The following is an 18226-nucleotide window of genomic DNA, read 5'->3' as shown; positions in this document are numbered from 1 at the left end:
CCTCGATGCGGTTACATGGGTGAAACAATGATCTTCACATTGTGCTCCTTGTTGTTCACCAGCTCCTCGAACCCTCGCTCGACGATCTGCTCCAGCCCGATCCGCCCGGTCACCAGCGGCGCGATGTCCAGGCGGCCGTCGGCGATGAAGGCGATCACGTCGGCGAATTCGCCGTTGTAGGCCAGCGAGCCGATCACCTGCTTCTCGGTCGCCACCACCTCGAAGAAGTTGAACGAGCTGGCTTCCTCGAAGATGCCCACCAGCACGCAGGTGCCGGCCTTGCGGATGGCATCGATGGCCAGCTTGGCGGTGTGCTTGTTGCCGATGCACTCGAAGCTGACATCGGCACCCAGGCCGTTGGTGAGGTTGCGGATCTCTTCCAGCACATCGCATTCGTTCGGGTCCAGCACATGGCTGGCGCCCACCTCCCAGGCCTTGGCCTTGCGCGCCGAGGACATCTCCAGGGCGATCACCCGCGCCGCGCCGGCAGCCTTGGCGCACATGATGGTGCACAGGCCGATGGTGCCGGCCCCGACCACCACCACGTTGCGCCCCAGCAGGTTGCCGGCCTTCTTCACCGCGTGCATGCCCACCGCCAGCGGTTCGATCAGCGCCCCGGCCTCGGCCGGGAAGTCCGCCGGCAGCTTGTACAGCAGGTTGGCCGGGACGTTGACCCACTCGGCGAAGGCGCCGTTGTTCATCAGGCCGGTGAAGGCCAGGTTCTCGCAGATGTTGTACAGCCCGGTGCGGCAGTAGTAGCAGGTGCCGCAGTGCTGGCAGGCGTCGGCGGCCACCACCTCGCCGGCGCTGAAGCCCTCGACCCCGGCGCCGAGCTTGACGATTTCGCCGCAGAACTCGTGGCCGAGGATGCACTGGCCCTTGATCCCGGTGAGCGGGTGCGGGGCCTCCACCGGGATGAACACCGGGCCGGCGACGAACTCGTGCAGGTCGGAGCCGCAGATGCCGCACCAGTGCACGCGGATCTGCACCCAGCCGGGGGCTGGATCGCCCGGCAGCGGCACGCTTTCCACGCGGATATCGTTGCGCCCGTGCCAGACCGCCGCGCGCATGCTGTTGGAAGTGATGGTCATGCTGTTCTCCTGTTCAGTGGCGTGCGAGGAAGGCCAGCAGCAGGGCGTTGACCGCCTCGGCGTCTTCCAGTTGCAGCATGTGCGCCTGCCTGGGCAGCACGTGGACTTCGGCGGGCAGGCCCTCGGCGTGGCGGGCGGGAATGATCGCGTCCGCCTCTCCCCAGATCACCAGCACCGGATGCTCGCCGGCCTCGACGACAGGGCGCAGGTCGACCTGCTGCCGGCCGCCTGCGAACAGCGTCCCGGCCAACTGGCGCAGGGCGCTGTCCACCCCTTCCAGGCGCTTGTACTTGAGCATGTCCTCAAGCATCTGCCGGTTGACCAGCGCCGGGTCGGAGAACAGTTGCACCAGTTGCGGCTTGAGGGAGTTGCGGTTGCCGGCCTCGACGAAGCCTTGCAGGTAATCGCCGTTGATCTCCGCCCCCAGCCCGGCGCTGGCCAGCAGGCTCAGCGAACGCACCCGCCGTGGCGCCAGGCGCGCGGTATCGAGGGCCACGGCGCCGCCCATGGAGTGCCCGGCCAGGTGCGCCTGGGCGATGTCCAGGTGGTCGAGCAGGCCGAGTACCGCGCCGCTCAGTTCGTCCAGGTCGCCCCGGGCCAGGACCTTGCCCGATTCGCCATGGCCGGGCAGGTCCAGGGCGATGACCCGGCGCCCGGCCGCCAGCGCCTCGTGGTTGAACAGCCAGTTGTTGAGGTCGCCGCCGAAGCCGTGGATCAGCACCAGCGGCACGCCGCCTTCGCCACGCTCGAAGTAGCGCAGCACGCGGCCGTCCAGCTCGATCTTCTGCGGCAGCGGCCCGCTATCGGCCTCGCCACCGCCGTCGGCGACGAACTCGGCCTGGAAACGCTCGACCACGGCATCGATGTCTTCGTCGCGGGCTTCGCCTTCGACCACCACGCCGAGCAGCGCCCCCACCGGCAGGGTCTCGTCCTCCCGCGCCACCTGGCGCCGCAGCACCCCGGAGAAGGGTGCCTCGACGCTGCTGCTGATCTTGTCGGTCTCGACATCCAGCACCGCGTCGCCTTTCTCGATCAGGTCGCCGTCCTGCTTGAGCCAGGTATCGACGCGCCCCTCGGTCATCGACAGGCCCCACTTGGGCATGGTCAGGGTATGGATCCGGCTCATGCCACCTTCCTCCCGTGCAGCAGTTCCAGCACCGTGGCCTCGATCTTCGCCGCGCTGGGGATGTACAGGTCTTCCAGGGCATCGGAGAACGGCACCGGTGTATGCGGCGCGGTGACCTGGCGGATCGGGCCCTTGAGGGCATGGAAGGCCTGCTCGGCGACCAGCGCGGCAATGTCGGTGGCCAGGGAGCAGCGCGGGTTGGCTTCGTCGATGACCACCAGGTGGCCGGTCTTTTCCACGCTTTCGAGGATGCTGTCGGCGTCCAGCGGGCTGGTGGTGCGCAGGTCCAGCACCTCGCAGGACACGCCCTGGCGCGCCAGGCTGGCGGCGGCGTCCATGGCCAGGTGGACCATGCGCCCGTAGGTCACCAGGGTCACGTCGTCGCCGTCACGGAGGAAGTTGGCCTCGCCGAAGGGCACGGTGTAGAGCTCTTCCGGCACTTCGCCCTGCATCGAGTAGAGCAGCTTGTGCTCGCAGAAGATCACCGGGTCGTTGTCGCGGATCGCCTGGATCAGCAGGCCCTTGGCATCGTAGGGCGAGGACGGGCAGACCACCTTGAGCCCGGGGATATGGGTCCATAGCGCGGTGAGCATCTGCGAGTGCTGGGCGGCGGCGCGCAGGCCGGCGCCGACCATGGTGCGGATCACCAGCGGGGTGACCGCCTTGCCGCCGAACATGTAGCGGAACTTGGCGGCCTGGTTGAGGATCTGGTCCAGGCAGCAGCCGGCGAAGTCGACGAACATCAGCTCGCACACCGGACGCAGGCCGCGGGTGGCGGCACCGACCGCGGCGCCGACGTAGCCGATCTCGGACAACGGCGTGTCCAGCACGCGGCCGGGAAACTGGTGGTACAGGCCCTTGGTGACCCCGAGCACGCCGCCCCAGGCGTCGTCCTCGCCGGGTGCGCCGGCGCCGCCGGCATTGTCCTCGCCCATGATGAACACGGTCTGGTCGCGGCGCATTTCCTGGGCCAGGGCTTCGTTGATGGCCTGCTGGTAACTGATCTTTCTAGCCATGATGGCGGTCCTTTCTTGTTATGGATTCAGGGATAGGCGACGTAGACGTCGCTCAGCAGGTCGGCCGGGGAGGGCTTGGGATCGGACTTGGCGCGCCGCACGGCGTCCTCGATGCTGGCTTCCACCTCGGCATCGATGGCGTCCAGCGCGGCCGCCTGGAGCAGGCCGGCGCGCACGGTGCGCTCACGGAACTGCATCAGGCAGTCGCGGGTTTCCCGGTAATGCTTGACCTCGTCGGGGTGGCGGTAGGTCTGCGCGTCGCCCTCGAAGTGGCCGTAGTAGCGGGTCAGCTTGACCTCGATCAGCGACGGCCCTTCGCCGGCGCGGGCGCGCTCGATGGCGGCGCCGGCGGCTTCATGCACGGCGAAGAAATCGAAGCCGTCCACCGTCACCCCGGGCATGCCGAAGCCGGCGGCGCGGTCGGCGATATGGTCGCAGGCCACCGACCAGTTCGACGCCGTGGCCTCGGCGTAGCCGTTGTTCTCGGCGATGAAGATGCACGGCAGGCTCCACACCGAGGCCAGGTTCATCGCCTCGAACACCGCGCCCTCGTTGGAGCCGCCGTCGCCGAAGAAGGCCACCGCCACCGCCTTGCTGCCCTTGAGCTTGGCCGCCAGCGCGGCGCCTGCGGCCAGCGGGGCGCCGGCGCCGACGATGCCGTTGGCACCGAGCATGCCCTTGGACAGGTCGGCGATATGCATGGAGCCGCCCTTGCCCTGGCAGACCCCGGTCTTCTTGCCGTAGATCTCGGCCATCATCCCGTACACGTCGACGCCCTTGGCAATGCAGTGGCCGTGTCCGCGGTGGGTCGAGGCGATGCAGTCCTCGTCGTCGAGGTGGGCCATGACCCCGGCGGCGGAAGCCTCTTCGCCGGCATACAGGTGGACGAAGCCGGGGATCTCGCCGGTGGCGAACTCCACGTGCAGGCGTTCCTCGAAGGCGCGGATGGTGCGCATCACGCGCCAGGCATGCAGCAGTCGTTCAGTCGATAGCGTGGACATTTTCTTGTTCTCCTGGGTGGTTCACGGTGTTGCCGGTGACGGCCAGCAGGCGATGACGAGCGGCGTAGGCCAGGGCGGCCTCGACGTCGATGCTCAGCGGGCCGTCAAGTTCGAGGGTGATGCTGGGGTGGTCGCTGGCGGCGAACTCGATCTCCCGTTCGCCGTCCAGGGCCAGGGTGCCGGCGGCCAGCAGCGGCCGCCGGGCCACGCCGGGTTCGAGGCTGCCGCTGGCGACAATGCCGCAGGCTTGCAGCAGGCCTGGGGCGAGCGGGGCGAGCAGGGCTTCGTCGGCCTCCGGCGAGAGGCGCAGCCAGCTGCCGCGCGGGCTGCGCCGCGATACCGGGTTCCACAGCCCGCACAGCGACGACAGGCCGATGGCATGGGGTTCGGCGAAGGCGGCGTGGATCTCGGCGATGTCCTCGGCGCGGCTGATGGCGCGGGCGCCGGTGAAGGTCAGCGGTGAAACCGCGACTTCCACCAGGGCGATCTCGTCGATGCCCCGGGACGGCAGGCGTACGCGCAGGCGCTTGTTGCGGCGCAGGGCGATGTCCGCGGGAATCCGGCCACTGGCATAGAGCCCGCCGACCAGCCCGGCGCCGGTGGCCTCGCGCAGTTCCGGGAAGGCGTTGTTGGTGCCGGTGGACAGGCACAGCAGGGGGATGTCGCCGATTTCGGCGGCCACCGCCTTGTGCGTGCCGTCGCCCCCGAGCACGGCGACCAGGTTCACCCCGCGTTCAGCCAGCATCCGCGCGGCCAGGCGGGTGTCCTCGACGCTCTGGCGCAGGGGCATGTCGAGGAACTCCAGGCGTGGCCAGCGGCTGTCGCGGGCGTGGCGGCCGCTGCTGGCCTTGAGCACGGCGGCGGCGATGCCGGTCATGTCCGGCGGCATCAGCACCTCGTCGATGCCGGTGGCGCCGAAGGCCCCGAGCAGGCGCTGGACCACGGCGGCCTTGTCGGTGCTGGAGGTCAGCCCGGCATTGGCGGTCAGGCGCCGCAGGTCGCGGCCCGAGGCAGGGTTGGCGATGATGCCGATCCGCAGGGCGGGAGTGAGCATGGCGCACCTCTGATTGTTGTTGTGGGTGCGGGACGGGGCCCGGTGTCGGGAGGGGTAGGAGCAAGGCCGGTGCCAGGATCCGGATTTCGCGTTGAAACCTGCGTTGCAGAGCAGTTCGTGTGGATCCGGAGAGGGCGCCCGGCTGAGATGGACAATCTCAGCCCTCGCTGATGGTTTGCACCTTGCAGGCGCTGGCCTGCCTGCTCCGGTGGGGCCAGTACGATTGCCGAGACGCCGAGACGCAGCGTCTCACCCACCCACCGGCCATCCGCCGCGCTTGTCCATACGCCGGGCCGGGTCTTAAATGAGCCCCACAAGAACAACGAAACGAGCCGCGGAGGCCCCATGCTGCCTGCCTCGTCGAAAGCCCACGTGGACTGCGTCAGCCGCGTGTTGCGGCATGCCGGTCGCCTGCCTGAGGCCCCGGTGCCGAACCTGATCCTCGATTCCTGGCGCCGTTCCATGGAACAGCACCACCTCGACCCCGGCTCGCTGCAGGGGCCGCGGATCCTCAGCCAGACCCTGCTCAACGAATACCGCGAGCGGGCCGAGAGTTTCCTGCGCATCGCCGGCGACGAGGTCTCGCGCCTGCATGGCCGGGTGCGCGACGCCGACTACTGCGTGCTGCTCACCGACGCCCAGGGCAACACCATCGACTATCGCGTGGAGTCGGCGATTCGCGCCGACTGCCGGCGTGCCGGGCTGTACCTCGGCACTTGCTGGTCGGAGGGCGAGGAGGGCACCTGTGGCGTGGCTGCGGTGCTGACCAACGGTGTGCCGGTGACGGTGCACAAGCGCGACCACTTTCGCGCCGCCTTCATCGGCCTGACCTGCTCGGCCGCACCGGTGTTCGACCCCTGGGGCGAGCTGCTCGGCGTGCTCGACGTATCGGCGGTGGAGTCCCCGGACGATCGGCGCAGCCAGCACCTGATCCGGCAGATGACGGTGCAGAGCGCCCGCGATATCGAGAACGCCTTCTTCATGCACAGCACCCGCGGCCAGTACGTCCTGCGTGCCCACGCGGCGCCGGGGTATGTCGACAGCCGTCCGGACTTTCTCTTCGCCTGGGATGCCGATGGCCAGGTGCAGGCGCTCAACCCGGCGGCCCGCCACTACCTGCTGGAGCGCTACGGGCAGTTGCCCCGGCATATCGGCGAGGTGTTCGACCCGGACCTGCTGCGTGCCGCTGCCGACGAGCACCCGCGGCATGTCGCCGAGCACGACCTGCATGTGCGCCTGAGCACGCCGCGGCGTTCCCTGAGCCTGGCGGTGCCGTCCCGCGAGGCCAGCCAGGCCGATCCGCGCATCGTCGAAAGCCTGCGCCTGGCGGTGCGGGTCAAGGACCGCAACCTGCCGGTGCTGATCCATGGCGAGACCGGCGCGGGCAAGGAGGTCTTCGCCCGCCAGTTGCATGAATCCAGCGCCCGTCGCGACAAACCCTTCATCGCGCTGAACTGCGCGGCCATCCCCGAGAGCCTGATCGAGAGCGAGCTGTTCGGCTATGTCGCCGGGGCCTTCACCGGCGCCGAGCGCAAGGGTGCGCGCGGGCTGTTGCAGCAGGCCGACGGCGGTACCCTGTTCCTCGACGAGATCGGCGACATGCCCCTGGCCCTGCAGACCCGCCTGCTGCGGGTGCTGGCCGAGGGTGAGGTGGCGCCGCTGGGGGCGGCGCAGCGGCAGACCGTGGATATCCAGGTGGTCTGCGCCAGCCACCGCGACCTGGCGGCGCTGGTGGCCGAGGGGACGTTCCGCGAGGACCTGTATTTTCGCCTCAGTGGCGCGCGCTTCGAGCTGCCGCCGTTGCGCGAGCGCAGTGACAAGCTGGCCCTGATCAACCGCATTCTCGATGAGGAAGCGGCGCGCTGTGGCGTGCGTGCTGGCCTGGGAGGGGTGGTCCTGGAGCGTCTGCTGGGCTACGGCTGGCCGGGCAATGTGCGGCAGTTGCGGCATGTGCTGCGCTACGCCTGCGCCATCTGCCCGGGCGAGAGCATTCGCCTGGAGGACTTGCCGGCGGAACTGCGCGGCGTCGCCCCGGTCGTGACCGACGACATCCCGTCCAGTCCCGAACGCCAGGCGCTGATCGATGCCCTGGTGCGCCATCGCTGGCAGCCGGGCCCGGCGGCGCAGGCCATGGGTATTTCCCGGGCGACCCTGTATCGGCGGGTGAAACAGCATGACATCGTGATGCCGCGGGTGAAGGGCAAGGCCTAGTGCAGAACCGTTCGGGCTTCAGCAGGCGCCTGCCGCGCTCCATACAGCCACACCCTGGCGAGGATGGTCGCCGCCGCCAGGGCGCAGAACAGCAGGCCGCTGACCAGGGTGCCCGGCAGGCCCATGCGCGTGATGAACCAGCCACCGCTGGTGGCGCCGAGGGTGACCCCCAGGTTGATGAACGAGATGTACAGGCCGGTGACGAACTCCGGTGCCTCGGGGGCCTCCGAGGTCAGCCAGACCTGGGTCACGATCAGGCCGCTGGTGTGGGTGGCGCCCCACAGCACGACGATGACGATCATCGGCAGGAGGGCCGGGCTGGCGAAGAAGTGCAGGAGCAGGTAGGCCGCGCCGAGCAGGATCGGCTGCAGCAGGGTGGTGGTCACCTTGCTCCTGGCCAGCAGGCGGCCCGCCAGCAGGTTGCCGGCCACGCCGCCGATGCCGAACAGGATCAGCATGGCGCTGATCACCTCGCCACTCATGCCGGCTTCTCGGGACAGGTACTCGGCACTGTAGGCATACACCGAGAACATCGCGGCGAAGATCAGCGTGGACGCCAGGATGTTCAGCCACAGCGTCGGCTTGCGCAGGATCGCCAGTTGCTTGCCGTAGGGGGCTTTCTGGCCGGCGAAGGTGTCGGGCAGGCGGGCGATGATACCCAGGCCGGCGATCAGGTTGACCGCGGTGCAGAACAGGAAGGCCGCTTCATAGGAGAAGCGTGCGGCGATCCAGGTGGTGATCGGCACGCCGAGGACCATGCCCATGCTGGTGCCGACGAAGGCCTTGGCCGTGGCCTGGGTAGCCTGCTCCCTGGGATACAGCGACACCACCGCGACGAACGCCAGCGAGAAATACAGCGGGTGGAAGAACGCCGGGATGACCCGCAGGATCGCCAGGGTCCCATAGTCGGGTGCATAGGCCGACAGGGCGCTGGTCACGGCGAAGACGAACAGCGACAGGGTTAGCATGCGCTTGCGGTTGTAGCGCGAGAACAGCAGCACCATGAACGGACCGAACACCGCGATGACCAGGGCGAACAGCCCCACCAGCCAGCCGGCTTCGGCGGCGCCGACGCTGTAGCGCTCGATGATCACCGGCAGGATGCCGACCACGCCGAACTCGATGGTGTAGACCCCGAACAGGCCCAGGGCGATGAAGAACAGGGGATTGAACAGTTTCACGGTCGCTCCTTGTCATTCACACGCCGTATACGGCATGGGTCAGGTCAAGGGTGAACTGCCCGTACATGCCTTCGAACGCAGTGTTGGTGAAGGCCACCACCGACAGTTGCTGCAGCGGATCGACGAACCACGAGTGACCGAACGCACCGCCCAGGCGCCAGGTACCGACGGACTCCGGCGTCTGCGCCGCCTGCGCATCGGTCAGCACGGTGAAGCCCAGGCCGAAACCGCGTCCCGGCCAGTTGGCCAGCTCCAGGTCGCCGGTCTGCACGCTGCCCATTTCCTTGGCCAGGCTCGCCGACATCAGGCTGCCGCCGCCCTGGCGCAGGGTTTCCAGCAGTACCAGGAACTCCCCGGCGGTACCGACCATCCCCGAGCCGCCGGACGGGTAGGCACTGGCGTCGAGGGCGCGGTCCGCGTCCATGCGGATGCCGGCGGTGTTCTCGAACACCTCGATCACCTCGACGCCCTGCATGCGCCGTGGCGCCGGGTCGGCATTGAGGTAGGCGGCGGTCAGGCGGGTCGGGTCGACCACGTTGAAGCGCGTGTCGGACAGGCCGAGCGGCTTGCTCACCAGCTGTTCGATGGCTTCGGCCAGCGGCGCCCCGTATACCCGGGCGATCAAGGCGCCCAGCACGTCAGTGGCGATCGAGTAGCCCCAGGCGCTGCCCGGGCGATACAGCAACGGCGCGCTGGCCAGGCGACGGATGTTCTCGTCCAGGGTCAGGGGCGCATTTTCCAGGCCGTCGCACACGCCGGCCCGGGCATAGGCGCCGCCGCCCCGGGCTTCGAGGAAACCGTAGCCCAGGCCGGCGGTATGGCTGAGCAACTGGCGCAGGGTGATGGCGACACGGCTGCCGTCTGCCAGGGCCGGCTGGAATTCCGGCAGCCAGCGGGCGATGGGGTCGTCGAGGCCGATGCGGCCCTGGGCGACCAGGGCCAGGGCGGCGGTCGAGGTGATTGGCTTGGTTACCGAGGACAGGCGGAACAGCGCATCACTGCGCATCGCTTTGCCAGCCTCGCGGTCGGCCACGCCGGCGGCCTTGCGATAGATGATTTCACCGCGACGGGCCACCAGTACCACGGCGCCCACCAGGCGCTGGTCCTCGATGGCGCTGTCCAGCACAGCGTCGATCCGCGCCCGGATCGGGTCGCTGGCGACGGCGCCGGATAGCTGGATGGATTCCTTGATGGTCATGCGTGCGACTCCCTGCTGTGGTTGACGGGGCCATGCTAGGGAACAGACGACCAGGGAAACAGAGGCTAGAATTCCGCACACTTCGGACATATCAGTCCGCAATTCAGAACTCAGGGACAGCGCGTGGACAACCTCAGTGGCATCTCGGTTTTCGTACAGGTGGCCGAAACCCGCAGCTTCGTGGCGGCGGGGCGGCAGTTGGGCGTGTCGTCGTCGGCGATCGGCAAGAGCATCGCGCGGCTGGAGCAGCGCCTGGGCGTGCGGTTGTTTCACCGCACGACCCGCAGCATCAATCTGACGGCGGAAGGCACGCTGTTTCTCGGACGCTGCCAACGGGTGCTGGATGAGCTGCAAGCGGCGGAGCTGGAACTGTCGAGCAGCAGCAGCGAGCCGCGCGGCAAGCTGCGGGTCAGCCTGCCGCTGGCCGGGCAGTTTCTCTTCAGCCTGTTGTCCGGGTTCGCCAGGCGTTATCCGGAGATTCACCTGGAGCTGGATTTCACCGACCGCCTGGTGGACGTGGTGGAAGAGGGCTTCGATGCGGTGGTCAGGACCGGCGCCCTCGACGACTCGCGCTTGGTGGCGCGGCGGCTGGGGGCCTTTCGTTTTGTCCTGGTGGGGGCGCCGGGCTACTTCCAGGCCCATGGCCTGCCGGCCAGCGCCAGTGCCCTGGCTGAGCATGACTGCCTGCTGTACCGGGTGCCTTCAACCGGCAAGCTCGAACGCTGGCCGCTGCCGGAGCAGGCGGGCAACGGCCCGCAGAACCTGCGGGCGGCGATGGTCTGCAACAACATCGACATGCTGGTGAATGCCGCCCTGGCCGGGCGTGGCATTGCCTGCCTGCCCGAGTTCGCGGTGAAGGCGGCGCTGCAGTCCGGTGAATTGCAGGCGGTGTTGACGGAAGAGGTGACCCGCACCCTTCACTTCAGCGTGCTATGGCCGCCGAGCCGGTTCATCGCGCCGAAGCTGCGCTGCTTCGTGGATTTCATTTCCTTGCACCTGTGAAGGGGCGCGGCCACTACCGGCTGTATCTCACCTACGACATCCTGTTCTGGTGATCGGCGCAAACCGGGCGCGATGAGCGCGCGCCCGGCAGGCTGGGGCTACTTGAGGAAGTTCAGGTCCAGCGGGTAATCCAGGATGATCCGCGTCTGGTCGAGGTCGTTGGCGATCGCGCCGTAGTCGCCGCCGGTGCGCATCGAAGCGTGCAGCAGGCGCAGCGACAGGTTCTTCGCCGGCCCCGACTGCACCACGTATTTCACCCACAGGTCACGTTCCCACTGCGAGCCGTCGTGCACCGCGCGGAACCGCGAGTACGCGCCGCCGGCGTCGCGGCCGTCGATATCGGTGCCACGGATGTAGCGTGCGGTGAAGGTCAGCCCCGGGACGCCGAGCACGGCCGCGTCCAGGTCGTAGCGAGCGCTCCAGGCGCGTTCGTTGGGGCTGTTGAAGTCGCTGCCCTGGGAGGCGGCATCCAGCTCGATGTCGAAGCTGTTCCAGACATAGTCGAAAGGCTGGTCGCCATCGATGCGGGTATAGGCCAGCTCGACCTTGTGCCCCCCCAGCGCATAGCCCACCCGGGTGCTCCAGGCGTCGTTGCGGATGTCGCCGAGCAGGGCGGTGCCGGTGTCGCGGGTCCGGTAGTAGTTGGCGCCGGTGTTGAACACGCCCCCCACGCTCAACGGCAGCCGATACTCGATCGAGGCGAATTGCTGGTTCCAGATATTGTCCAGCTCGGAACCGAACAGCTTGATCTTCACATGCTCGATGCCACTGTAGATGCCGCCGTAATAGCTGACGAAATCGCTGTCGGCCTGACGACCGCCGTAGGCCGTGCCCAGCTTGCCGCCATGATTGGTTTCGGCGCGGTCGCTGCTGGAGGTGAAGCGTCCGGCATTGAGGGTGAGGCCGGCGAAGCTGCGGTCGGTGACATTCCAGCCGCGCAGGGTCTGCGGCAGCAGGCGGATATCGCCGTACTTGAGCACCGGCGAATCCGGGAACAGGTCGCCATAGGCCAGTTCGGTGCTGCCTACGCGCATCTTCAGCGCGCCGCCGGCCTTGGAGTATTCGCTCTTCGGGTCTCCCTGGTTGTCCCGCGAGACGATGCCGCCGTTGCCGATGCCATCACCGACCCGGCCTTTGCCACCGTCCAGTTTCACCGCGCCCATGTAGTGCAGGTCGAGGCCGAAACCGACCAGGCCCTGGGTAAAGCCGGAGTTGAATTTCGCCAGGACGCCTTGCGCCCATTCCTGGCGATAGCTTTGTCGTTCGCCGGCGGGGTTGAGGTAACTGCCGTTACGGTTGTCGGCGTTCCAGTAGAAGTTCCTGAAGCCGACCGTGGTCGAGCTGTCTTCGATGAAACCATTGTTCGATTCGGCCGCCACGCCGATCGATGCACACAGACAGGCACTTGCGCCGGCCATTCCCAGGGTGAAAGCGTTGAGCCGCATAGAGACTTCCTTATTGCCAGATTCAAGAACGGCAGCGTGAAGATTTATTGTTATTGACCAGGCGTCTTTCGAGCGGGCAGCCGGGTGCCTGACCGCTGGCTTGCGGATGCCGCAAGTTGCGCCCTTGATCGTCGGTGTTGCCCGGGCCGGTGGTGTCAGCCCGGGAAGGTGTTGCCCGCTATCAGGCCGTCAGGCCGTCGAAGAAGCGCGAGGCGTTTTCGTCCAGGGTGGCGATGTCGTAGCCGCCTTCCTGGACCACCACGCAGGGCAGGCCGAGGGCCTTGATCCGCTGCCCCAGCAGGCGGAAGCCTTCGTGGCTGACGGCGACCTTGGACTGCGGATCGTTTTCGTAGATGTCGAAGCCCAGCGACAGCACCAGCACGTCCGGGGCGAAGTCGCGCAGCGCGGCGCTGGCCTGGTCCATGCAGGCGAAGAAATCCGCCTCGCTGGCGCCGTGGGCCATCGGCAGGTTGAGGTTGAAACCTTTGCCTGCGCCGCTGCCGGTTTCATCGTCGAAGCCGGCCACCACGGGGTAGAAGTTGGTCGGGTCGCCGTGGATCGACACGTAGAGCACGTCGTCGCGCTCGTAGAAGATCTCCTGGATGCCCTGGCCGTGGTGCATGTCGGTGTCCAGCACGGCCACCCTGGTGTACTTGCCCCTGAGCACCTGGGCGGCGATCGCGGCGTTGTTCAGGAAGCAGAACCCGCCTGCCGCCTCGGCGCGGGCATGGTGCCCCGGCGGACGGCACAGGGCGTAGGCGGCCTGGTCGCCTTCGAGCACCGCGTGCGCCGCCGCCACGGCGCTCTGCGCCGACCAGTAGGCCGCCTGCCAGGTGTGCTCGCCGATCGGGCAACTGCCGTCGGCCAGGTAGCGGGCGGTCTTGCCGAGAATGCCCCGCAGCGGGTTGCCTTCGCGGATATAGATGTTCGACATCACTTCGTCGCCCCAGTCTTCCGGTACTTCATGCCATTGCTGGTAGGCGCTGCGCAGATAGTCCAGATAGGCCTGGCCATGCACGGCGGCGAGGGGTGCCTCGCCGTGGTCGGCCGGCTCGAAGCGCGGATAACCGAGCCGGTCGACCACCGCCAGCAGCGGGTCGATCCGCGCCGGTACTTCCTGCGGCTGGCGCATCTGCCCGCGCGACAGGTAGGAGCGGGGGTGGTGCAGGCGTTGTGCGGGATGGAAAAACGTTTTCATCGATGACCTCTTGGTAAAGGCATGCGGTCAGTAACCCAGTGCGGGATCGACCAGATTGTTCAGGGCCAGGCCGTTGGCCAGGCGCGCGACGTTGTCGGCCACCTGCCGGGCGATGCAGCGGTCCGAGGCCGCCGAGGCCATGTGCGGCGTGATCCACACCCCGGGGGTGTGCCACAGCGGTGAGTCGGCGGGCAGCGGCTCCTGCTCGAACACGTCGAGCAGGGCGCCGCGCAGCTGTCCGTCCGCCAGCGCCTGGCGCAGGTGGTCCGCGTCGAGGTGCTGGCCGCGGCCGCAGTTGATCAGGGCGCTGCCCCGCGCCATGCGCTGGAACACCGCGTGGCCGAGGAGGCCATGGGTGGCGGCCGTCAGCGGCAGCAGGTTGACCAGCACGTTGAGCCCGTCGAGGAAACCGTCCAGCGCCTGCGCACCGCCGAAGGTCGAGACGCCCGCCAGCTCGCGCGGGGTCCGGGCCCAGCCACGCACGTCGTAGCCGGCCTCGGCCAGGCGCACGGCCACGGGCGCGCCGATGGCGCCGAGGCCCATCACGCCGACCCTGAAATCCTGCGCCTTGCGCTGCCCCGGGCGCTGCCAGCGCTGCACGGCATTGCCGGTTATCACCTGGTCGAAGCCGCGGTGGAAGTGCAGCACGCCCCAGTGCACGTACTCGCTCATGCCGAGGGTGTGGTCGGGGTCGACCACGCGGCACACGGGCACGTCGGGATCACGGGAGCTGTCGTTGGCCAGATGGTCGACGCCCGAGCCGATCGAGTGCACCAGGCGCAGGTTCGGCAAGCGCGCCAGGCTGCCTTGCGGCGGGAACCAGCACACGGCGACTTCGGCCTCCCGGGCCCGGGCATCCTCGGGCCGCACTACCTGCAGATGCGGCGCATGCTCGGCGAACAGCCTGGCCAGCCAGTCGGTCAGCGCGGGGTTCTGGCACAGCAGTACGAGGCTGGCCATGTCAGTTGCACCAGTCCGTGCGCTGTTCTTCGATCAGGCTGAGCGCGGCTTGCCAGGCCATGTCGATGATGCCGTCGATACCGTCGCGGGCGAACTGCGCCGCAGTGTGCCGGCAGACCTCTTCGCTGGGAATGTTCAGCGCCGCGCCGGCGGCCATCGCCTGGATCTGCGCCTGGCAGGCGCGCTCCAGGAAGTAGATCTCGTGGAAGGCCGCCGCCACGCTGCCGCCGGCCGCCAGCAGGCCATGGTTGCGCAGGATCATCGCCTTGTGCGAGCCCAGATCTGCCACCAGGCGCTCGCGCTCCTCCAGCGACAGGGCGATGCCTTCATAGGTGTGATAGGCCAGGTTGCCGTAGAACTTCAGGGCGTGCTGGGTCAGCGGCAGCAGGCCGTCGCGCTGTGCCGCGACCGCCATGCCCGCCGCCGTGTGGGTGTGGATGATGCAGTGCAGGTCGGGGCGTGCGTCGTGGATGGCCGAGTGGATGACGAAGCCGGCGGCGTTGACCCGGCCGCCGTTGTAATGGCGGTCGACCACATTGCCGTCCAGGTCGATCAGCACCAGGTCGCTGGCGCGCATCTTTTCGAAGGCCACGCCATAGCGGTTGATCAGGAAGTTCCGATCGGGGCCGGGTACCCGCAAGGTGATGTGGGTGTCGATCAGGTCGGTCATGCGGTAGTAGGCGACCAGGCGATACAGCGCGGCCAGGTCGCAGCGCGCTTGCCATTCGATTTCGGGCATGTCGAGGGGCTTGCTCATCATGCGACTCCTTGAGAGGTGGACAGGGATGCCGGTGCGGTATTGGCGCGGCGCAACTGCGCCAGGCCCAGCACGCCGGTCAGCGACATCAGGGCCAGCACGCTGAAGAACAGCGCCAGCGGCAGCCATTGCCCGGCGAAGTGGCCGGCGAGGAAGGTACCCAGCATCGGCGTCAGGCCGCCGGTCAGGCCGCTACCCAGTTGATAGGCGATGGAGATGCCCGAGTAGCGCACCCGGGCCGGGAAGGCTTCGGCCATGTAGCCGGCGATCACCGCGTAGAGGGCAGCCAGCAGGATCACGGCCAGGGCGATGCCCGCCGTCATGTAGAACAGGTTGCCGGTCTGCACCAGCAGGAACATCGGGTACGGCACCACGATGCACAGCGAGGCCACCCACTTGAGGAAGCGTCCTTCGCCGAGCCGTTCGGCGAGCATCGCCGAACAGGGTTGGGAGAGGAATTGCAGGATGGTCACCACGAACAGGCAATCGAGGATGGTGGACTTGGCGATGCCCTGGTACTGGGTGACGTAGGTGATCATGAAGGTGTTGGTGAAGAAGAACCCGCCCGAACCGATGGTCACCGCCAGTGCGGCGAAGAGGATGTTCCGCCAGCCTTTGCGCAGCACTTCCAGGACCGGGTTGTCCGAAGTCTGGTCGCTGACCTTGACCTCGGCGAACTCCGGCGATTCGGGAACACCGAAGCGGATGACCAGGCCGACGATCATCAGCACGCCGCTCATCAGGAACGGCAGGCGCCAGCCCCAGCTCATCAGGTCTTGCTGGTCCATGTCGGTGATCAGGCGGAAGGCGATCAGCGCCAGCAGCAGGCCGGCCGGGCTGCCCCACTGGGCGAACGAGGCGAAGAACACCTTGCGCCCCTTGGGTGCGTGTTCGCTGGCCATCAGCACCGCGCCGCCCCATTCGCCACCTACCGAGATGCCTTGCAGCAGGCGCAGGAAAACCAGGCCGATGGGAGCCCAGATACCGGCCTGGGCGTAGGTGGGCAGCAGCCCGATGCAGGTGGTGGCCACGCCCATCAGGACGATGGTCACCAGCAGCATCTTCTTGCGCCCGAGGCGGTCGCCCAGGTGGCCGAACACCATGCCGGCGAAGGGTCGGGCGATAAAGCCGACGGCAAAGCTGCCGAACGCGGCCATGGTGCTGAGCATCGGGTTTTCGCTGGGGAAGAACAGCTGGCCAAGGACCAGCGCTGCAGCGAAGGCGTAGATGTAGAAGTCGTAGAATTCGATGGTGGTGCCGATGAAGGCTGCCGCCGCGGCACGACGCGGGGTTGAGTTGTTGCTGGTCATCCGAGGCTCCTGGGAGTCATTTTTATAGGCAGGAGGAGGGGGCATGCAGTGCATGACGATCGCACTCTGGCGGTGCGTTGTTGAATGGTGCGCCAAGCCCTATGCTAGGAAAAGCTTCTAATCTCAATACTCAAGTATAAGCCTGGGCAATAATGACGACTCCTCCGGCGACCCCCTTCCGAAACCCCGAAGCCAAGCGCTTTCTCAATGACCGTCTCGACTGGAACCTGCTGCGCACCTTCCTGGTGATCGGACAGGAGGGCAGCATCAGCCGTGCCGCAGCGCGTCTGCACCTGAGCCAGCCGGCGATCAGCCAGGCCCTCAGGCGCCTGGAGGAGCAACTGGACACTGCCCTGGTGGTGCGGCGCGGGCCGCGCATCACCCTGTCCAAGACCGGCGAGGAAGTGATGCAGATCGCCGCCGAGCTCTACGGCACCGTCTCGCGGCTGGGGCCGGCGCTGGATACGCCGGCGGAGACGGTGACGGGCAGGATCCGCTTGCTCAGCATCAGCCGCATCCAGTCGCGCTTCTATGATGATTTCCTCGCCCAGTTCCACAACGAGTACCCGCAGGTGGAACTGGAGATCGACGTGCTGCGCAGTTCCGACGTGATCAGCGCCTTGCTGCAGAAGACCGCCTCGTTCGGCCTCAGCCTCTGCCGCACCCCGCAGCCCAGGCTGGAACAGCGGGTGTTGCTGGAGCAGCGCTACGCCTTCTTCTGCGGCAAGCGCCACCGCCTGTTCGGTCGCAAGAACCTGACCCTGGCCGACCTGCAGAGCGAGAACTTTGTCAGCTTCACCAGCGACCAGATCGGCGGCAACCTGTCGCCGCTCACGGTGTTCCGGGACCAGCAGGGATTCACCGGACGCATCGTGGCGTCATCGCCGAGCCTCGACGAAATCCTCCGTCTGGTCGGGGCCGGCTATGGCATCGGCTGCCTGCCGGAGCATATCGTTGCCGCCGATGTGCAGGCCGGTGAACTCTGGCGTCTGCCGCCGTGGGAAGGGGTGATCGACGTGAGCGTCTACCTGTTGTGGAACCGCGAGCAGAAGATGACGCGTGCGGAGTCGATCTTTCTGGAGCGGTTCCAGCAGGTGCTGATGACCACGGATCTGGCGGAACGGTTTTGAAAGGTACGCGGCATTCGTCAAGGCTTACAGCGGGTTCATGGTGGTCGGCTGACCAAGCTGGCTATAGTGTTTTATACTGCCGCGTTGATTTTGAGCCCATGTGCAGGGACGCGGATGAAAAGGCGATACGAAAAATTCAACCTCAAGCGAAGGATTGCCGGCCCGGGATATTGGGCAGTGCAGCGCCTGGATGAGTTGAAGGCGAGCATCTCGTATGGCGGCAACCCGGAGCACAAGATGAATCCGGGAGATTTCGGCCTGGAGCCGCCAGCAGATCCACGCCAGGGAAAGTCCTTGTGTGATGTGGCGCAGATTTTTACCCGTGCAGAGGCGTTGAAACTGTTGCAGGCAGGGTTGGATAGAGGGCTTGTGAGCGATCGGGAGAACAACGGCTGGCCGAAGAATATCTGGTCTGTTACCGATAATGGAGTTCCAATGGAAGCACAGTTGGAGAACCCGGAAACAGGGAAATATCATGGCTACCCGATGCCTGACAGTGATCCTCTGGCCTCTGACGTAATTGCTCGGTGGAAGAACCATGGCTGA

General features: G+C 67.2%; 16 protein-coding genes. 4 read left to right on the top strand and 12 right to left on the bottom strand.

What is annotated here, in order from left to right:
* Window positions 1-11: 11 nt before the first annotated feature.
* The 5 genes from V0R59_RS19330 to V0R59_RS19310 are packed head-to-tail and all read right to left on the bottom strand — an operon-like array spanning window position 12 to window position 5288.
* Window positions 12-1070, bottom strand: a complete 1059-nt coding sequence (locus tag V0R59_RS19330; RefSeq protein ID WP_330076342.1) for a 2,3-butanediol dehydrogenase — start codon at window positions 1068-1070, stop codon at window positions 12-14.
* A gap of 34 nt (window positions 1071-1104) precedes the next feature.
* Window positions 1105-2217, bottom strand: coding sequence for an acetoin dehydrogenase dihydrolipoyllysine-residue acetyltransferase subunit (locus tag V0R59_RS19325; protein WP_330076273.1), 1113 nt, complete (start codon window positions 2215-2217; stop codon window positions 1105-1107).
* Window positions 2214-3233, bottom strand: a complete 1020-nt coding sequence (locus V0R59_RS19320) for an alpha-ketoacid dehydrogenase subunit beta (RefSeq protein ID WP_330076274.1) — start codon at window positions 3231-3233, stop codon at window positions 2214-2216. The genes V0R59_RS19325 and V0R59_RS19320 overlap by 4 nt, the downstream gene beginning before the upstream one ends.
* A 26-nt stretch (window positions 3234-3259) precedes the next feature.
* Window positions 3260-4234: a thiamine pyrophosphate-dependent dehydrogenase E1 component subunit alpha gene (locus V0R59_RS19315; RefSeq protein ID WP_330076275.1), complete on the bottom strand. Its 975-nt coding sequence runs from the start codon at window positions 4232-4234 to the stop codon at window positions 3260-3262.
* Window positions 4215-5288: an ATP-NAD kinase family protein gene (locus V0R59_RS19310; RefSeq protein ID WP_330076276.1), complete on the bottom strand. Its 1074-nt coding sequence runs from the start codon at window positions 5286-5288 to the stop codon at window positions 4215-4217. Before V0R59_RS19310 ends, V0R59_RS19315 begins: the two co-directional genes overlap by 20 nt.
* Before the next feature lie 345 nt (window positions 5289-5633).
* On the opposite strand from V0R59_RS19310, the gene V0R59_RS19305 reads away from it, so the two are divergent.
* Window positions 5634-7499 carry a sigma-54-dependent Fis family transcriptional regulator gene (locus V0R59_RS19305; protein WP_330076277.1) on the top strand — a complete coding sequence of 622 codons (1866 nt, stop codon included), beginning with the start codon at window positions 5634-5636 and terminating at the stop codon, window positions 7497-7499.
* Here the strand turns inward: V0R59_RS19305 and V0R59_RS19300 are convergent.
* Together V0R59_RS19300 and V0R59_RS19295 are read right to left on the bottom strand one after the other, a co-directional pair.
* Window positions 7496-8680 (bottom strand): MFS transporter, encoded by a 1185-nt coding sequence (locus tag V0R59_RS19300; RefSeq protein ID WP_330076278.1) that lies wholly within the window; start codon window positions 8678-8680, stop codon window positions 7496-7498. The two genes, V0R59_RS19305 and V0R59_RS19300, sit on opposite strands and share 4 nt — an antisense overlap.
* 16 nt (window positions 8681-8696) lie before the next feature.
* Complete coding sequence (locus tag V0R59_RS19295; protein ID WP_330076279.1) at window positions 8697-9878, bottom strand: serine hydrolase domain-containing protein; 1182 nt, start codon at window positions 9876-9878, stop codon at window positions 8697-8699.
* A 123-nt stretch (window positions 9879-10001) separates the two neighbouring features.
* Here V0R59_RS19295 and V0R59_RS19290 point away from each other — a divergent pair, with 123 nt between their 5' ends.
* Complete coding sequence (locus tag V0R59_RS19290) at window positions 10002-10880, top strand: LysR family transcriptional regulator (protein ID WP_330076280.1); 879 nt, start codon at window positions 10002-10004, stop codon at window positions 10878-10880.
* Between the two features lie 98 nt (window positions 10881-10978).
* Here the strand turns inward: V0R59_RS19290 and V0R59_RS19285 are convergent, their stop codons facing one another.
* The 5 genes from V0R59_RS19285 to V0R59_RS19265 all read right to left on the bottom strand — a co-directional run bounded on the left by V0R59_RS19285 (window position 10979) and on the right by V0R59_RS19265 (window position 16550).
* Window positions 10979-12325, bottom strand: coding sequence for an OprD family porin (locus V0R59_RS19285; RefSeq protein ID WP_330076281.1), 1347 nt, complete (start codon window positions 12323-12325; stop codon window positions 10979-10981).
* 181 nt (window positions 12326-12506) lie between these two features.
* A complete protein-coding gene (locus V0R59_RS19280; RefSeq protein ID WP_330076282.1) occupies window positions 12507-13523 on the bottom strand; it encodes a histone deacetylase family protein in 1017 nt (338 codons plus the stop codon).
* A 27-nt stretch (window positions 13524-13550) separates the two neighbouring features.
* Window positions 13551-14483, bottom strand: coding sequence for a 2-hydroxyacid dehydrogenase (locus V0R59_RS19275; protein WP_330076283.1), 933 nt, complete (start codon window positions 14481-14483; stop codon window positions 13551-13553).
* Between the two features lies 1 nt (window position 14484).
* Entirely contained in the window at window positions 14485-15240 is a 756-nt protein-coding gene (locus V0R59_RS19270) for a class II aldolase/adducin family protein (RefSeq protein ID WP_330076284.1), read from the bottom strand.
* Window positions 15240-16550 (bottom strand): MFS transporter, encoded by a 1311-nt coding sequence (locus V0R59_RS19265; RefSeq protein ID WP_330076285.1) that lies wholly within the window; start codon window positions 16548-16550, stop codon window positions 15240-15242. Before V0R59_RS19265 ends, V0R59_RS19270 begins: the two co-directional genes overlap by 1 nt.
* 152 nt (window positions 16551-16702) lie before the next feature.
* Here V0R59_RS19265 and V0R59_RS19260 point away from each other — a divergent pair, with 152 nt between their 5' ends.
* Window positions 16703-17680 (top strand): LysR family transcriptional regulator, encoded by a 978-nt coding sequence (locus tag V0R59_RS19260; protein WP_330076286.1) that lies wholly within the window; start codon window positions 16703-16705, stop codon window positions 17678-17680.
* A 177-nt stretch (window positions 17681-17857) separates the two neighbouring features.
* Entirely contained in the window at window positions 17858-18226 is a 369-nt protein-coding gene (locus tag V0R59_RS19255; RefSeq protein ID WP_330076287.1) for a hypothetical protein, read from the top strand.

The organism is Pseudomonas ulcerans (genome assembly GCF_036324125.1).
GTDB classification, from domain to species: Bacteria; Pseudomonadota; Gammaproteobacteria; order Pseudomonadales; family Pseudomonadaceae; genus Aquipseudomonas; species Aquipseudomonas ulcerans.
The sequence above is the reverse complement of the archived record's forward strand: the minus strand, read 5'-3'. Positions and strand labels throughout refer to the sequence as shown.

Coding starts and splice junctions, on each gene's coding strand:
- V0R59_RS19330 (WP_330076342.1), bottom strand. CDS start 1,070: ATGCGCGCGGCGGTCTGGCACGGGCGCAACGATATCCGCGTGGAAAGC.
- V0R59_RS19325 (WP_330076273.1), bottom strand. CDS start 2,217: ATGAGCCGGATCCATACCCTGACCATGCCCAAGTGGGGCCTGTCGATG.
- V0R59_RS19320 (WP_330076274.1), bottom strand. CDS start 3,233: ATGGCTAGAAAGATCAGTTACCAGCAGGCCATCAACGAAGCCCTGGCC.
- V0R59_RS19315 (WP_330076275.1), bottom strand. CDS start 4,234: ATGTCCACGCTATCGACTGAACGACTGCTGCATGCCTGGCGCGTGATG.
- V0R59_RS19310 (WP_330076276.1), bottom strand. CDS start 5,288: ATGCTCACTCCCGCCCTGCGGATCGGCATCATCGCCAACCCTGCCTCG.
- V0R59_RS19305 (WP_330076277.1), top strand. CDS start 5,634: ATGCTGCCTGCCTCGTCGAAAGCCCACGTGGACTGCGTCAGCCGCGTG.
- V0R59_RS19295 (WP_330076279.1), bottom strand. CDS start 9,878: ATGACCATCAAGGAATCCATCCAGCTATCCGGCGCCGTCGCCAGCGAC.
- V0R59_RS19285 (WP_330076281.1), bottom strand. CDS start 12,325: ATGCGGCTCAACGCTTTCACCCTGGGAATGGCCGGCGCAAGTGCCTGT.
- V0R59_RS19280 (WP_330076282.1), bottom strand. CDS start 13,523: ATGAAAACGTTTTTCCATCCCGCACAACGCCTGCACCACCCCCGCTCC.
- V0R59_RS19275 (WP_330076283.1), bottom strand. CDS start 14,483: ATGGCCAGCCTCGTACTGCTGTGCCAGAACCCCGCGCTGACCGACTGG.
- V0R59_RS19270 (WP_330076284.1), bottom strand. CDS start 15,240: ATGAGCAAGCCCCTCGACATGCCCGAAATCGAATGGCAAGCGCGCTGC.
- V0R59_RS19265 (WP_330076285.1), bottom strand. CDS start 16,550: ATGACCAGCAACAACTCAACCCCGCGTCGTGCCGCGGCGGCAGCCTTC.
- V0R59_RS19260 (WP_330076286.1), top strand. CDS start 16,703: ATGACGACTCCTCCGGCGACCCCCTTCCGAAACCCCGAAGCCAAGCGC.